Raw genomic sequence first — 15,571 nt, forward strand, 5'->3', positions numbered from 1 at the left:
CTTCCGGGGGCGTGGGGGGCGGGGCGCCCCCACCGACGCCGCGCCTAGCACAAGGCCGCAGCAAGCACCACGAGGCAAGACCCCAGTCGCTGCCCTAAAATCTACGGCCCGGCTGAATGGGCGCGCAGCGCCTGGCCGAGGCGCCACCCCGATGAATGCTCCGACCGCGTTGAATACGCTGTTGTCACAGGCCGCAGAGCCTGTGCGACTGCGCGAGATCCCGTACAACTACACCAGTTTCTCCGACCGCGAGATCGTGATTCGCCTGCTCGGCGAACGCGGCTGGGACCTGCTCCAGACCCTGCGCGCCGAGCGCCGCACCGGCCGATCGGCGCGCATGCTCTACGAGGTGCTGGGCGACATCTGGGTCGTGCAGCGCAACCCCTACCTCGTCGACGACCTGCTCGACAACCCGCGCCGGCGCGGCCAGCTGGTCGATGCGCTCAAGCACCGCCTGGCCGAAGTGCAAAAGCGCCGCACCCCCGACAGCGACCTGCCGCGCGACCAGCTCGTGGGCGAGCTCACCGGCCTGGTGGGCGACGCGGTGGCGGCCTTCGACACCCGGTTCCGCGACGTCGCCGCCATGCGCCGCAAGGCCACGCGGGTGCTGCGCCGTCTTACGGCCAAGGACAACATCAAGTTCGACGGCCTGTCGCGCGTGTCGCACGTGACGGACGCAACCGACTGGCGCGTGGAGTACCCCTTCGTCGTGCTGTGCCCCGACACCGAGGCCGAGATGGCGTTGCTGGTCAAGGGCTGCATCGAGCTGGGCCTGACCATCATCCCGCGCGGGGGCGGCACCGGCTACACCGGCGGCGCCATTCCGCTGACCTGGAAGAGCGTGGTCATCAACACCGAGAAGCTCGAGGCGATGACCGAGGTCGAGCATGTTTCGCTGCCCGGCCTGGAAGCGCCCGTGCCCACCATCTGGACAGAGGCCGGCGTGGTCACCCAGCGCGTGGCCGATGCGGCCGAGCGCGCGGGCTTCGTGTTCGCGGTCGATCCGACCTCGGCGGAAGCCTCTTGTGTCGGTGGCAACGTGGCCATGAACGCGGGCGGCAAGAAGGCCGTGCTTTGGGGCACGGCGCTCGACAACCTCGCCTCGTGGCGCATGGTCACGCCGCAGGCCGAATGGCTGGAGGTCACGCGCATCGGCCACAACCTTGGCAAGATCCACGACGCCGAGAGCGCCGTGTTCGAGCTGCAGTACTACGCGGCCGACGGCAAGACCAAGCTGCGCACCGAGCGCCTCGACATCCCGGGCCGCACCTTCCGCAAGGAAGGCCTCGGCAAGGACGTGACCGACAAGTTCCTCTCGGGCCTGCCAGGCATCCAGAAAGAGGGCTGCGACGGCCTCATCACCAGCTGCCGCTGGGTGGTGCACCGCATGCCGGCGCACACCCGCACCGTTTGCCTCGAATTCTTCGGCAACGCCAAGGACGCGGTGCCCAGCATCGTCGAGATCAAGGACTTCATGTTCGCCGAGCAGAAGCGCTCCGGCGTGCTGCTGGCCGGCCTGGAGCACCTGGACGACCGCTATCTGAAGGCCGTGGGCTACGCCACCAAGTCGAAGAAGCACGGCGGCCTGCCGAAGATGGTGCTGTTCGGCGACATCGCCGGCGACGACGCCGATGCGGTGGCCCGTGTCACCTCTGAAGTGGTGCGCATCGCCAATTCGCGCAGCGGCGAAGGCTTCATCGCCATCAGCCCCGAGGCGCGCAAGAAGTTCTGGCTCGACCGCAAGCGCACGGCCGCCATCAGCAAGCACACCAACGCCTTCAAGATCAACGAAGACGTGGTGATCCCGCTGCCGCGCATGGCCGAGTACAGCGACGGCATCGAGCGCATCAACATCGAGCTGTCGCTGCAGAACAAGCTCGCGCTGACCGACGAGCTCGAAGCATTCCTCACCCGCGGCAACCTGCCGCTGGGCAAGACCGACGACGCGCACGAGATTCCCGCGGCCGAGCTGCTCGAAGACCGCGTGGCGCAGGCCGTGGCGCTGGTGCACGAGGTGCGCGCGCTGTGGGCCGGCTGGCTGAGCAATGTCGACGCGCAGTTCGCGCAGCTGCAGGACCACACCCTGCGCGCGAGCTGGAAGACGCAGCTGCGCCAGCCGCTGCAGGAGATTTTCTCGGGCGCCGAGTTCGCGCCGATCCTGGCCGAATGCACGGCCATCCACAAGCGCGTGCTCAAGGGCCGCGTGTGGGTCGCGCTGCACATGCACGCGGGCGACGGCAACGTGCACACCAACATCCCGGTCAACAGCGACAACTACGAGATGCTGCAGACCGCGCATGCCGCGGTGGTGCGCATCATGGCGCTGGCACGCAGCCTCGACGGCGTGATCTCGGGCGAGCACGGCATCGGCATCACCAAGCTCGAGTTCCTGAGCGACGAAGAGCTGCGCCCGTTCACCGAATACAAGGCCAAGGTCGACCCCGAAGGCCGCTTCAACAAGGGCAAGCTGCTGCGCGCGCCCGCAGGCCAGGTCGAGACCCTGCATGCCGATTTGACCAACGCCTACACGCCGAGCTTCGGCCTCATGGGTCACGAGTCGCTGATCATGCAGCAGAGCGACATCGGCGCCATTGCCGACAGCGTGAAGGACTGCCTGCGCTGCGGCAAGTGCAAGCCCGTGTGCGCCACACACGTGCCGCGCGCCAACCTGCTCTACAGCCCGCGCAACAAGATCCTCGCGACCTCGCTGCTGGTGGAGGCCTTCCTCTACGAAGAGCAGACGCGGCGCGGCGTGAGCATCAAGCACTGGGAAGAGTTCGAGGACGTGGCCGACCACTGCACCGTGTGCCACAAGTGCCTCACGCCGTGCCCGGTGAAGATCGACTTCGGCGACGTGTCGATGAACATGCGCAACCTGCTGCGCAAGATGGGCCAGAAGAGCTTCAGGCCCGGCAACGCGGCCGCGATGTTCTTCCTCAACGCGACCAATCCGCAGACCATCAAGATGATGCGCGCGGGCATGGTGGGCGTGGGCTTCAAGGCGCAGCGGCTGGCCAACGACCTGCTGCGCGGCCTCGCCAAGAAGCAGACCTCGGCACCGCCGGCGTCGCTGGGCGCGGCGCCTGTCAAGGAGCAGGTGGTCCACTTCATCAACAAGAAGATGCCGGGCGGCCTGCCGAAGCAGACGGCGCGCGCGCTGCTCGACATCGAGGATGCCGACTACGTGCCGATCATCCGCAACCCGAAGGCGACCACTTCGGAAACCGAGGCGGTCTTCTACTTCCCGGGGTGCGGCTCGGAGCGGCTGTTCTCGCAGGTCGGCCTGGCAACGCAGGCCATGCTGTGGCATGCGGGCGTGCAGACGGTGCTGCCGCCGGGCTACCTGTGCTGCGGCTATCCGCAACGCGGCAGCGGCCAGTTCGACAAGGCCGAGAAGATGATCACGGACAACCGCGTGCTCTTCCACCGCGTGGCCAACACGCTGAACTACCTCGACATCAAGACGGTAGTGGTGAGCTGCGGCACCTGCTACGACCAGCTGCAGGGCTACCAGTTCGACAAGATCTTCCCGGGCTGCCGCATCATCGACATTCACGAGTACCTGCTGGAGAAGGGCATCACGCTGGCCGATGCCGGCGGTGGCGGCTACCTGTACCACGACCCCTGCCATTCGCCGATGAAGCAGCAGGACCCGATGAAGACCGTGAAGGCGCTGGTCGGCGACAACGTGCTCAAGAACGACCGCTGCTGCGGCGAGTCGGGCACGCTGGGCGTTTCGCGGCCCGACATCTCCACGCAGATCCGCTTCCGCAAGGAAGAAGAGCTGAAGAAGGGCGAGGCCGCGCTGCGCGACTCCGGCAAGGTCGGCGAGAAGGACAACGTGAAGATCCTCACCAGCTGCCCGAGCTGCCTGCAAGGCCTCTCGCGCTACGGCAACGACCTGAACAACGGCCTGCTCGAAGCCGACTACATCGTGGTCGAGATGGCCAACAAGATCCTCGGCGCCGACTGGATGCCGGCCTACGTGGCTGCCGCCAACCAGGGCGGCATCGAGCGGGTGCTGGTATGACGCGGGCGGTGCAGCAAGGCTGCGTGTTCTGCGAAGGCGCTGGCGGGCGCCTCGTGTTCGAGGGCGCGAAGCTGCGCGTCATCCATGCGGAAGAGGCGGGCTTCCCGGCCTTCTATCGCGTGATCTGGCGCGACCATGCGGCGGAGTTTTCCGACCTGGACGCAGCCGATCGCGTGCTGTGCATGGAGGCGGTGACCGTGGTCGAGCAGTGCATGCGCGAGCGGCTCAAGCCGGCCAAGATGAACATCGCCGCGCTCGGCAACATGGTGCCGCATCTGCACTGGCACGTGATCGCGCGCTTTGCCGACGACAGCCATTTCCCTGGCTCCGTGTGGGCCCCGGTGCAGCGCGAGCGCAATGCGGCGCATGAGGCGGAGATCGCCTCGCAGCTGCAGGCCCTGGAGGCTGCGATGATCGAGCGACTGGGCACAAGGAGTTTCTGATGGCAGGCTTGAAACCGGGCGCACCGACGCCGCAATCGATCACCGTTCATGGCCAGTCGCGCGTGCTCGAGGTGGGCTTCTCGGACGGCGCGAGCTTTCGCATCCCCTTCGAGCTGATGCGCATCTACTCGCCGTCGGCCGAGGTGCAGGGCCATGGCCCGGGCCAGGAAATCCTGCAGACCGGCAAGCGCAACGTGGAGCTGGTCGACCTCGAGGCCGTTGGCAACTATGCCGTGCAGCCGACCTTCAGCGACGGCCACAACACCGGCATCTACTCGTGGGACCTGCTCTACGAACTGGGCGCGAAGCAGGCCGAACTGTGGGCCACGTACGAGCACAGGCTGGCCGAGGCGGGCGTCGATCGCGACGCGCCGATGATCGAGCAGGGCGGACACGGCTGCAGCAGCCACTGAGGGCGCGCAATCGCCGCGAAAATCCGCGCGGCGCTATTGAAAAGATAGCCCTACCCTCATGAAGGGCGGGCGGAAAAAGCAACAAATGTCCGCCGTGCGCGCGGGGTCGTCGGCTTGATGTGAAGGCTTCCGGCCTAACATCGGTTGCATGAGCACCACACACTTCGGCTTCGAAACAGTCGACGAAAGCGAGAAGGCGCAACGCGTACGCGGCGTCTTCGACTCGGTCGCCTCGCGCTACGACATCATGAACGACCTGATGTCCGCGGGCCTGCACCGTGCATGGAAGGCCTATACCGTGATGGTCGCGAACGTGGGCGAAGGCTCGCGTGTCCTCGACATCGCGGGCGGCACCGGCGACCTAGCCCTGGCCTTCGCCAAGAAGGTCGGCGCCACCGGCCAGGTGGTCCACACCGACATCAACGAAGCCATGCTGCGTACCGGCCGCGACCGCCTGCTCGACGCCGGCGTGTCTTTGCCCACGATGGTCTGCGACGCCGAGAAGCTGCCTTTTCCCGACAACCACTTCGACGTGGTCACGGTGGCCTTCGGCCTGCGCAACATGACGCACAAGGACATCGCGCTCAAGGAAATGAACCGCGTGCTCAAGCCGCGCGGCAAGCTGCTCGTGCTGGAGTTCTCGAAGGTCGCCAAGCCGCTGGCCAAGGCCTACGACTGGTACTCCTTCAACGTGCTGCCGCGCCTGGGCAAGCTCGTGGCCGGCGACGACGCGAGCTATCGCTACCTGGCCGAATCGATCCGGATGCATCCCTCGCAAGAGGAGCTCAAGACCCTCATGAAAGAGGGCGGTTTCGGACATGTGGACTATCACAACATGACTGGTGGCATCGCTGCTCTCCATGTTGGAATCAAATGTTGATGAGGCGAATCTTTCGCTCAAGAGGAGACGACATGAAGAGTTTGGGTTCTTTGTTCTTGGCGGTCGCGCTGGTGCTGGGCAGTGTCCAGGCCGAAGCTGCCCGCATGGGTGGCGGCAAGTCGGTGGGGCGCCAGTCGTCCAACGTGACGCAGCGCCAGGCTACCCCGCCGGCAGCGCCCGGCGCACCCGCGCAGCAAGGCGCGTCCAACGCAGCAGCGGCCAAGCCCGGTGCCGCCGCTCCCGCGGCCGCTGCACCGAAGCGCCCCTGGGGCGCAATGCTCGGCGGTCTCGCGGCCGGCCTGGGCCTCGCATGGCTCGCACATTCGCTCGGCCTCGGCGCGGGCTTCGGCAACATCCTGCTGATCGGCCTGCTCGTGCTGGCCGGCGTGGTGGTGTGGCGCATGATCAAGGCGCGCTCGCAGCAGGCCTCGGGCGCCAGCCGCCAGGGCGGTTTCGCGTTCCAGGGCGCGGGTGCCAGCCCGAGCAATGCCAGCGCGCCGGTGCAGTACAGCCCGGCCAACGTGGGCAACGATGCATCGGCACGCCCATGGGAGCGCAATGCGACCGCATTCGACGCAACGCCAGCGGCCGGTCACGGCAGCAGCCTTTCCGCGGCAGGTGCGGCGGCCGGCGGCAGCATGATCGGCTCGGCGCTCGGCGGTTCGCAGTCGTGGGGTATTCCCGCCGGCTTCGATGTCGAGGGCTTCCTCGGTGCCGCCAAGCGCAACTTCGTGACGCTGCAGGACGCATGGGACCGCGCCGACGTGTCGATGCTGCGCTCCATGATGACCGACAGCATGGTCGACGAGATCCGTTCGCAGCTGGCCGATCGTGCCAGCCACACCGGTGGCGCATCGAACAAGACCGAGGTTGTGATGCTCGACGCCAAGCTGCTCGGCATCGAGGAACTGCCCGACGCCTATATGGCCAGCGTGGAGTTCTCCGGCATGATCCGCGAAGACGCCTCTGCAGGCCCCGGCCCGTTCCGCGAAGTCTGGAACATGACCAAGCCCATCAGCGGCACCAGCGGCTGGTTGGTGGCCGGCGTGCAGGCTCTGCAGTAAAGCTCGCCCCCAGGCTTCGCGCACTTCGTGCCGCTTCTCCTTCCCTCTGCCGGGGGCAACACCAGCAGGCCGGCAAAGCCGGTTCTGCGGTGTTTCTGGAAAAGGGCATGCGGTCCATGAGTCGCGGGGCGCTACAGTGACAGGATAATGGGGACTATGGCCACACCATCGTCCCCTTTTTCTTTTCTCGGCGACCTCTTCAATCGCATCGGCGAACGCCTCCAGCCGCCTGACTGGGCAGTCCACGAGATCCAGCACCGCGCGGTCCTGTTCCTGAACCACGTGCTGCAGCAGGAGCCTGAAGCCCAGCAGCGGCTTCTGCGCCAGCAGGGGCGTGTGGTGCGCTTCCAGTGGCGCTTCGTGACCATGGAGCTGGTGGCCACGCCGGCCGGGCTGCTCGACCTGGCCCCTGCAGGTTCGGTGCCCGAGCTCACGCTCACCGTCACCGAAGACTCCCCCTTCGACATCGCCCGCGCCACGCTGCGCGGCGACAAGCCCTCGGTGCAGATCATCGGCGACGTGCAGCTGGCCGCCGAGGTCAACTGGCTGGTCGATCATGTGCGCTGGGACATCGAGGACGACCTTGCCCGCGTGATCGGCGACGTGCCCGCGCACACGCTCGGCAACGCCGTGCGGCGCGTGGCGGGCGCGCTGCGCCAGTTCGTCGGCGACCGCACGGCGCGCGCCGGCGCTTCGACGACCGGCTCGGCGAGCAACGCCGAATGAGGCGCTTCTATCGCGGCTTGTTCATCGTCTGGGTCGCGCTGCGCTACGGCCTCGACGAGCTCGTGCTCACGAGCTTCCAGAAGCCCTGGCTGCGCGTGGTCGCGCGCATCGTGTCCTTCGGCCGCAACCTCGACGCGCCGCGCGGCCAGCGGCTGCGCGAGGCGCTCGAGAGGCTTGGCCCCATCTTCGTGAAGTTCGGCCAGGTGCTGTCGACCCGGCGCGACCTGCTGCCGCCCGACATCGCCGACGAGCTGGCCTTCCTGCAGGACCGCGTGCCGCCGTTCCCATCGGCGGTGGCCATTGCGACCATCGAGCGCGCGTTCCGCCGTCCGGTGGGCGACGTGTTCGTTCAGTTCGACGAGACGCCCATCGCCAGCGCATCGATCGCCCAGGTGCACTTCGCGACCATCCGCACCAATGACGGCGAACTGCGCGAAGTCGCGGTCAAGGTGCTGCGCCCCAACATGCGCGGCGTGATCGAGAAAGACCTGGCGCTCATGGCCATGATGGCCGGCTGGGTCGAAGGCCTTTCGGCGGACGGCAAGCGCCTGAAGCCGCGCGAGGTGGTCGGCGAGTTCGACAAGTACCTGCACGACGAGCTCGACCTGGTGCGCGAGGCCGCCAACGCGGCCCAGCTGCGCCGCAACATGTCCGAGCTCGACCTGGTGCTGATCCCCGAGATGTTCTGGGACTTCTGCCATCCCGAGGTCATCGTGATGGAGCGCATGAAGGGCGTGCCCATCGCGCAGATGGACCGCCTGCGCGCGGCCGGCGTCGACATTCCCAAGCTGGCGCGCGACGGCGTCACGATCTTCTTCACGCAGGTGTTCCGCGACGGCTTCTTCCATGCCGACATGCACCCCGGCAACATCCAGGTGAGCCTGGAGCCCGAGACCTTCGGGCGCTACATCTCGCTGGACTTCGGGATCATCGGCACGCTGACCGAGTCGGACAAGGAATACCTGGCGCAGAACTTCGTGGCCTTCTTCCGGCGCGACTACAAGCGCGTGGCCGAGCTGCACCTCGAAAGCGGATGGGTGCCGGTAGGCACCCGCATCGACGAGCTGGAGGCGGCCATCCGCACCGTCTGCGAGCCGTACTTCGACCGGCCGTTGAAGGAAATCTCGCTGGGCATGGTGCTGATGCGCCTGTTCCAGACCTCGCGCCGCTTCCACGTCGAGATCCAGCCGCAGCTGGTGCTGCTGCAGAAGACACTGCTCAACATCGAGGGACTGGGCCGCAACATCGACCCCGAGCTGGATCTCTGGGCCACCGCCAAGCCTTTCCTCGAGAAGTGGATGGTCGACCAGATCGGCCCCAAGAAACTGTTCCAGCAGCTCAGGGCCGAAGCGCCCAGGTACGCCAAATTGCTGCCCCAATTGCCGCGGCTGCTGCACGATTTCCTTGAAAATCGGCCCGCCGACAACCGCCGCGAGCTGCTCGAACTGCTGGCCGAGCAGAAACGCACGAATCGGTTGTTACAAACCATCGTCTACGGTGGCATAGGTTTTGTATTGGGGTTGCTCGCCATGCAGTTGCTGGTGCGCGTGCGTCTGTTCTAGAGGAGTTTCCGTCGTGCTGCTGACGTTGGTCATCGTCTATCTGCTTGTCACCATCGCGATCGGCCTCTACGCCGCCAAGCGGGTGAAGAACACCACCGACTTCGCCATTGCCGGGCGGCACCTGCCGCTGTTCATGATCGTCACGACCACGTTCGCCACGTGGTTCGGCTCCGAAACGGTGCTCGGCATCCCGGCCAAGTTCATCGAGGGCGGGCTCAACGGCGTGGTCGAAGACCCGTTCGGCGCGGGCACCTGCCTGATCCTGGTGGGCCTGTTCTTCGCGGGCAAGCTCTACCGCATGACCCTGCTGACCATCAGCGACTACTACCGCGAGCGCTATGGCCGCACGGTGGAAGTGGCGTGTTCGCTGATCATCATGCTGAGCTACCTGGGATGGGTGTCGGCGCAGGTCACGGCGCTGGGGCTGGTGTTCAACCTGCTGTCGGCCGGCGTCATCAGCATACCGATGGGCATGGTGATCGGGGTGATCTCGATCCTGGCCTACACGCTGTTCGGCGGCATGTGGTCGGTGGCCGTGACCGACTTCATCCAGATGATCATCCTGGTGGCCGGCCTGGCCGTGATCGCCATGTTCGCGGGCTCCATGGCCGGCGGCGCCGACAAGGTGGTGGCCTTCGCGGTCAGCAAGGACCTCTTCAAGTTCTGGCCCGAGCCCAGCTGGCACGACATGGTGTTCTTCTTCGCGGCCGCCATCACCATGATGCTCGGCTCCATTCCGCAGCAGGACGTGTTCCAGCGCGTGATGTCGGCCAACAGCGTGAAGGCTGCCACGCGCGGCCCGGTCATCGGCGGCCTGGCGTACATCCTGTTCGCCTTCGTGCCGATGTTCCTGGTGGCCAGCGCACTGCTGATCATGCCGGAGCAGACCGCCACGCTGCTCAAGGAAGATCCGCAGAAGGTGCTGCCCACGCTGGTGCTGCAGAAGATGCCGTTCGTGATGCAGGTGCTGTTCTTCGGCGCGCTGCTGTCGGCCATCAAGTCGACCGCCTCGGCCACCTTGCTGGCGCCCAGCGTCACTTTCACCGAGAACATCTGGCGCCAGTTCCGCCCGGCCGGGACCGACCGCCAGAACCTCATGACGATGCGCATCACGGTGCTGCTGTTCAGCGCCGCGGTGCTGGCCTATGCCATCCGCATGCAGGGCACGCCGATCTACGAACTGGTGTCGGGTGCCTACCAGGTGCCGCTGGTGGGTGCCTTCGTGCCGCTGGTCTGCGGCCTGTACTGGCGCCGCGCCACCACGCAGGGCGCCATCGCCTCCATCGCGCTGGGCATCGGCGTGTGGCTGCTGTTCCTGGCCGTGCCGGCTTGGGGCGCTGTGTTTCCGGCGCAACTGGCGGGCGTGCTGTGCTCGTTCGTGGGCATGGTGGCCGGCTCGCTGCTGCCGCAATGGCTAGTGGACACTCACACGCCGCATCGGCCTTTGGCCACGGAACCGGCTTGAGACTGAGGCCCGGCGCCCATGCCGGGCCCTCTTTGGCGGGGGCGCCCCTATAATCGAGGGCTTTGCGAGCGGCAGCTGCGCCGCTTTTTCCCCACCCGATTTCCCATGCCCATCTACGCCTACAAGTGCAGCGCCTGCGGCTTTGCCAAAGACGCTTTGCAGAAGATGTCCGACGCGCCCCTGACGGTGTGCCCGGCGTGCGGCGCGAGCGCGTTCGAGAAACAGGTCACCGCCGCCGGCTTCCAGCTCAAGGGTTCGGGCTGGTACGTGACCGACTTCCGCGATGGCGGCGGCAAGAAGTCCGAGCCCGCCACGGCGCCCGCCTCGAGCGACGGTGCCAAGCCCGCCGACTCCGCGCCGGCCGCGTCCTCAACCACCGCCGCCCCGAGCCCCGCTCCTGCGGCCCCGGCGCCCGCGCCGGCTCCCGCAAGCAGCGACTGATCGACCGCCATGCTCGCCCTGCGCAAATGGTTGTTCTCCGGCTTGCTGGTGATCGTTCCGCTGTTCATCACCCTGGCGGTGCTGAAGTGGATCATCGACACGCTGGACCAGACGCTCTGGGTTCTGCCCGGCGCCTGGCAGCGCTGGCTGTACGACAACAACATCCGCGGGCTGGGCGTGCTGCTCACGCTGGCCATCCTGCTGGTGGTCGGCGCCATCGCCAGCAACTTCGTGGGCAAGCGCCTGCTCGGCTGGGGCGACGCCGTGGTGCGCCGCATTCCGGTCGTGCGCTCCATCTATTCCAGCGTCAAGCAAGTCTCGGACACGCTGTTCTCCGAGAACGGCAATGCGTTCCGCACGGCAGTGCTGATCCAGTGGCCGCGCGAAAACGTCTGGACCATCGCCTTCGTGACCGGTGCGCCGGGCAACGAAGTGGCTGCGCACCTGGGCAACGAGGACTTTCTCAGCGTCTACGTGCCCACCACGCCCAACCCCACGGGCGGCTATTTCGTGATGCTCAAGCGCAGCGACTGCATCGAACTCAAGATGAGCGTGGACGAAGCGCTCAAGTACATCGTCTCGATGGGGGTGGTCGTTCCCGGCGGCCCCGCCGTGCTGGCGACCAAGCCATCCAACTCATAAAAACGAACGCGCCGCCAAGGCGCCGGAAGTCCTCTCTATGGCCATGCGTACTCACTATTGCGGTCTCGTGACCGAAGCCCTGATGGGCCAAACCGTTACCCTGTGCGGCTGGGTCAACCGTCGCCGCGACCACGGCGGCGTGATCTTCGTCGACGTGCGCGACCGCGAAGGTTATGTGCAGGTGGTGTGCGACCCCGATCGCGCCTCCACCTTCGCCGTGGCCGAGAACCTGCGCAACGAGTTCTGCGTGCAGATCACCGGCCTGGTGCGCGCGCGCCCTGAAGGCACGACCAACGACCAGCTCAAGAGCGGCAAGATCGAAGTGCTGTGCCACGAGCTGAAGGTGCTGAACCCCTCGGTCACGCCCCCGTTCCTGCTGGACGACGACAACCTGTCGGAAACCACCCGCCTCACGCACCGCGTGCTCGACCTGCGCCGACCGGCCATGCAGCGCAACATGATGCTGCGCTACAAGGTGACGATGGAAACCCGCAAGTTCCTCGATGCCAACGGCTTCATCGACATCGAGACGCCGATGCTCGGCAAGTCCACGCCCGAAGGCGCGCGCGACTACCTCGTGCCCAGCCGCGTGCATGACGGCAGCTTCTTCGCGCTGCCGCAGTCGCCCCAGCTGTTCAAGCAGTTGCTGATGGTGGCCGGCTACGACCGCTACTACCAGATCGTGAAGTGCTTCCGCGACGAAGACCTGCGCGCCGACCGCCAGCCCGAATTCACGCAGATCGACATCGAGACCTCCTTCCTCGCCGAAGAAGAAATCCGCGAGATGTTCGAAGGCATGATCCGCAACGTGTTCCGCAACGCGGCGGGCATCGATCTGCCGGTGTTCCCGACGATGACGTACGCGGACGCGATGTTCAAGTACGGCTCCGACAAGCCCGACCTGCGCGTGAAGCTCGAGTTCACCGAACTCACCGAGCTGATGAAGCGCGTGGAGTTCAAGGTGTTCTCCAACGCAGCCACCATGGCCGGCGGCCGCGTGGTCGCGCTGCGCGTGCCTGGCGGCGGTGCCGAGGGCGGCCTGTCGCGCGGTGAAATCGACGCGTACCAGGAATTCGTCAAGATCTACGGCGCCAAGGGCCTGGCCTACATCAAGGTCAACGACGCCGCAGCCGGCCGCGAGGGCCTGCAAAGCCCCATCGTCAAGAACCTCGACGACAACGCGCTGGCCGAGATCATCGCCCGCACGGGTGCGCGCAACGGCGACATCCTGTTCTTCGGCGCCGACAAGGAAAAGGTCGTCAACGACGCCATCGGCGCGCTGCGCATCAAGATCGGCCACAGCGCCTTCGGCAAGAAGAGCGGCCTGTTCGACGACCGCTGGGCACCGCTGTGGGTGGTCGACTTCCCGATGTTCGAGTTCGACGAGGAAGGCCAGCGCTGGAGCGCCGTGCACCACCCGTTCACCGCGCCGAAGGACGGCCATGAAGACCTCATGGACACCGCCCCCGAGAAGTGCATCGCCAAGGCCTACGACATGGTGCTCAACGGCATCGAGATGGGCGGCGGTTCGGTGCGTATCCACCGCGAGGAAGTGCAGAGCAAGGTGTTCCGCGCGCTGAAGATCAGCGCCGAAGACGCGCAGCTCAAGTTCGGCTTCCTGCTGGATGCGCTGCAGTACGGCGCCCCGCCGCACGGCGGCATCGCCATCGGCCTGGACCGCCTGGTCATGCTGATGACCGGCGCCGAATCGATCCGCGACGTGATCGCCTTCCCCAAGACCCAGCGCGCGCAAGACCTGCTGACGCAGGCGCCGAGCCCGGTCGACGAGAAGCAGCTGCGCGAGCTGCACATCAAGCTGCGGAACACGCCCCAGGCGGCTTGACGCAGCCATGACGACCAGCCCCCGGCCCTGGAAGATCCCGGAGTCGGTGCTGGTCGTGATCCACACGCCGGCGCTCGATGTGCTGCTGATCCGACGTGCGGACGCCGAAACCGACTTCTGGCAGTCGGTCACCGGCAGCAAGGACCTGGCCGACGAGCCGCTGGCGCTTACCGCGGCGCGCGAGGTGGCCGAGGAAACCGGCATCCAGTGCGGCGAAGGCACGGCGCTGGCCTCGCAGCTGGTCGACTGGCAGCTGCGCAACGTCTACGAGATCTATCCCCGCTGGCGCGCCCGCTACGCGCCCGGCGTCACGCACAACACCGAGCACCTGTTCGGCCTCTGCGTGCCCGAGCGGCTGATGCCGGTGCTGGAGCCCCGCGAGCACACCGCGTGGCAATGGCTGCCCTACCAGCAAGCCGCGGACGCCTGTTTTTCCCCGTCGAACGCCGAAGCCATTCTGTTGCTGCCAGAATTTGCGCGATGAACCAGCCGGCAGCACCAGCAGCACCAGCGCAAAGCCTCCGGGTCGCGACCTACAACATCCACAAGGGTGTGCAGGGCATCGGACCGGCGCGCAGGCTCGAGATCCACAACCTGGGCCATGCCATCGAGCAGCTCGACGCCGACATCGTCTGCCTGCAGGAAGTGCGCAAGATGAACCGGCAGGCCGCAGCCCGCTTCGCGCACTGGCCCGAACTGCCGCAGGCCGATTTCCTCGCGCCCGAGGGCTACACCGCCGTCTACGAGACCAACGCCGTCACCCGCCACGGCGAGCACGGCAATGCGCTGCTGACGCGCTGGCCGGTGCTGCGCACCAGCCACCAGGACATCTCCGACCACCGTTTCGAGCAGCGCGGCCTGCTGCACGTGGTGATCGACGTGGAGGGCCGGCGTGTGCACGCCATCGTGGTGCACCTGGGGCTCATCAAGGGTAGCCGGGTGCGGCAGGTTGCCCGTTTGCGCGAGTTCATCGACCGCGAGGTGCCGCCCGACGAGGCCGTGGTGGTGGCGGGCGACTTCAACGACTGGGGCGCGCGCATGCGCTACGCCATGAACGCCATGGGCCTGCGCGACACCAGCGACCTGCGCGGTCCGCGCACGCTCACTTACCCGTCGCGCCTGCCGGTGGCGCAGCTCGATTTCGTCTATGGACGCAGGCTGGAGCCGCTGGCCTGCACGGTGCCGCGCGGTCCCATCTGGGCCCGCATGTCCGACCACCTGCCGCTGGTGGCCGATTTCACGCTCCTTAATTGATAGCATCGCTCCAAGAAGGGACGGGCGTTGCGGCCCCGAATGTCTGGAGCCATTCACTGGTACGATCCCCGCCATGCTGAGGAAAACCGACGTCGAACCCCTTCCCGATCGAAAAGACGACGACGAGGGTACACCCGTCTCCGTCAAGATCCGCGAGCGCATCACTGCCGCGCGCAAGCGCTTCAATGCCAACGACAACATCGCCGAGTTCATCGAGCCCGGCGAACTGGAAGCGTTGCTCGACGAGGTCGAGGTCAAGATGAAGGGCGTGCTCCAGAGCCTGGTCATCGACGTCGAGAACGACCACAACACCGACAACACCGCGCGCCGCGTCGCCAAGATGTATGTCAACGAGGTGTTCCGCGGCCGCTACGTGGCGCCGCCCTCGCTCACCGAATTCCCCAACGCCGAGCACCTGAACGAGCTGATGATCGTCGGCCCGATCACCGTTCGCAGCGCCTGCTCGCATCACTTCTGCCCGATCATCGGCAAGCTCTGGATCGGCGTGATGCCCAACGAGCACACCAACGTGATCGGCCTGTCGAAGTACGCGCGCCTGGCCGAATGGGTCATGGGCCGTCCCCAGATCCAGGAAGAAGCCGTGGTGCAACTGGCCGACCTGATCCAGGAAAAGACCCAGCCGGACGGCCTGGCCCTCGTCATGGAAGCCGAGCATTTCTGCATGGCCTGGCGCGGCGTCAAGGAAATGGACAGCAAGATGATCAACTCCGTGATGCGCGGCGTGTTCCTCAAAGACCCGAGCCTGCGGCGCGAATTCCTTTCTCTCCTTCCCCGAAAGAGCTGAGCC

At 66.4% G+C, this 15,571-nt stretch carries 14 protein-coding genes; all 14 read left to right on the forward strand.

Annotated elements, in window-relative coordinates; translation table 11 throughout:
- Positions 1 to 151 precede the first annotated feature (151 nt).
- The 14 genes from ACWV14_RS07445 to folE all read left to right on the forward strand — a co-directional run bounded on the left by ACWV14_RS07445 (position 152) and on the right by folE (position 15,568).
- Positions 152 to 4,030 carry a DUF3683 domain-containing protein gene (locus ACWV14_RS07445; RefSeq protein WP_454907499.1) on the forward strand — a complete coding sequence of 1,293 codons (3,879 nt, stop codon included), beginning with the start codon at positions 152 to 154 and terminating at the stop codon, positions 4,028 to 4,030.
- Positions 4,027 to 4,473, forward strand: a complete 447-nt coding sequence (locus ACWV14_RS07450) for an HIT family protein (RefSeq protein ID WP_454907498.1) — start codon at positions 4,027 to 4,029, stop codon at positions 4,471 to 4,473. Before ACWV14_RS07445 ends, ACWV14_RS07450 begins: the two co-directional genes overlap by 4 nt.
- Positions 4,473 to 4,886, forward strand: a complete 414-nt coding sequence (locus ACWV14_RS07455; RefSeq protein ID WP_454907497.1) for a gamma-butyrobetaine hydroxylase-like domain-containing protein — start codon at positions 4,473 to 4,475, stop codon at positions 4,884 to 4,886. The genes ACWV14_RS07450 and ACWV14_RS07455 overlap by 1 nt, the downstream gene beginning before the upstream one ends.
- Positions 4,887 to 5,034: 148 nt before the next feature.
- Positions 5,035 to 5,766, forward strand: coding sequence for a bifunctional demethylmenaquinone methyltransferase/2-methoxy-6-polyprenyl-1,4-benzoquinol methylase UbiE (gene ubiE / locus ACWV14_RS07460; RefSeq protein WP_454907496.1), 732 nt, complete (start codon positions 5,035 to 5,037; stop codon positions 5,764 to 5,766).
- A 32-nt stretch (positions 5,767 to 5,798) separates the two neighbouring features.
- On the forward strand, positions 5,799 to 6,830 hold the full coding sequence (locus ACWV14_RS07465; RefSeq protein WP_422085303.1) for a Tim44 domain-containing protein: 1,032 nt from the start codon (positions 5,799 to 5,801) through the stop codon (positions 6,828 to 6,830).
- Positions 6,831 to 6,986: 156 nt separating this feature from the next.
- A complete protein-coding gene (locus ACWV14_RS07470) occupies positions 6,987 to 7,556 on the forward strand; it encodes a ubiquinone biosynthesis accessory factor UbiJ (RefSeq protein WP_454907495.1) in 570 nt (189 codons plus the stop codon).
- The gene (gene ubiB, locus ACWV14_RS07475; RefSeq protein ID WP_422085305.1) at positions 7,553 to 9,118 is read left to right on the forward strand and encodes a ubiquinone biosynthesis regulatory protein kinase UbiB; all 1,566 of its coding nucleotides are present in this window, start codon (positions 7,553 to 7,555) and stop codon (positions 9,116 to 9,118) included. The genes ACWV14_RS07470 and ubiB overlap by 4 nt, the downstream gene beginning before the upstream one ends.
- Before the next feature lie 13 nt (positions 9,119 to 9,131).
- Positions 9,132 to 10,583 carry a sodium:solute symporter family protein gene (locus tag ACWV14_RS07480; RefSeq protein ID WP_454907494.1) on the forward strand — a complete coding sequence of 484 codons (1,452 nt, stop codon included), beginning with the start codon at positions 9,132 to 9,134 and terminating at the stop codon, positions 10,581 to 10,583.
- 105 nt (positions 10,584 to 10,688) lie between these two features.
- Positions 10,689 to 11,024: an FmdB family zinc ribbon protein gene (locus ACWV14_RS07485; RefSeq protein WP_454907493.1), complete on the forward strand. Its 336-nt coding sequence runs from the start codon at positions 10,689 to 10,691 to the stop codon at positions 11,022 to 11,024.
- 9 nt (positions 11,025 to 11,033) lie between these two features.
- Positions 11,034 to 11,666 (forward strand): DUF502 domain-containing protein, encoded by a 633-nt coding sequence (locus ACWV14_RS07490; protein WP_422085308.1) that lies wholly within the window; start codon positions 11,034 to 11,036, stop codon positions 11,664 to 11,666.
- 37 nt (positions 11,667 to 11,703) lie between these two features.
- Complete coding sequence (gene aspS / locus ACWV14_RS07495) at positions 11,704 to 13,509, forward strand: aspartate--tRNA ligase (RefSeq protein WP_422085309.1); 1,806 nt, start codon at positions 11,704 to 11,706, stop codon at positions 13,507 to 13,509.
- A 7-nt stretch (positions 13,510 to 13,516) separates the two neighbouring features.
- Complete coding sequence (gene nudB, locus ACWV14_RS07500) at positions 13,517 to 13,993, forward strand: dihydroneopterin triphosphate diphosphatase (protein ID WP_454907492.1); 477 nt, start codon at positions 13,517 to 13,519, stop codon at positions 13,991 to 13,993.
- Positions 13,990 to 14,763, forward strand: coding sequence for an endonuclease/exonuclease/phosphatase family protein (locus ACWV14_RS07505; RefSeq protein WP_454907491.1), 774 nt, complete (start codon positions 13,990 to 13,992; stop codon positions 14,761 to 14,763). The genes nudB and ACWV14_RS07505 overlap by 4 nt, the downstream gene beginning before the upstream one ends.
- A 73-nt stretch (positions 14,764 to 14,836) precedes the next feature.
- Positions 14,837 to 15,568, forward strand: coding sequence for a GTP cyclohydrolase I (folE, locus tag ACWV14_RS07510; RefSeq protein WP_081266007.1), 732 nt, complete (start codon positions 14,837 to 14,839; stop codon positions 15,566 to 15,568).
- Positions 15,569 to 15,571: the final 3 nt, after the last annotated feature.

The organism is Variovorax durovernensis (assembly GCF_977011995.1).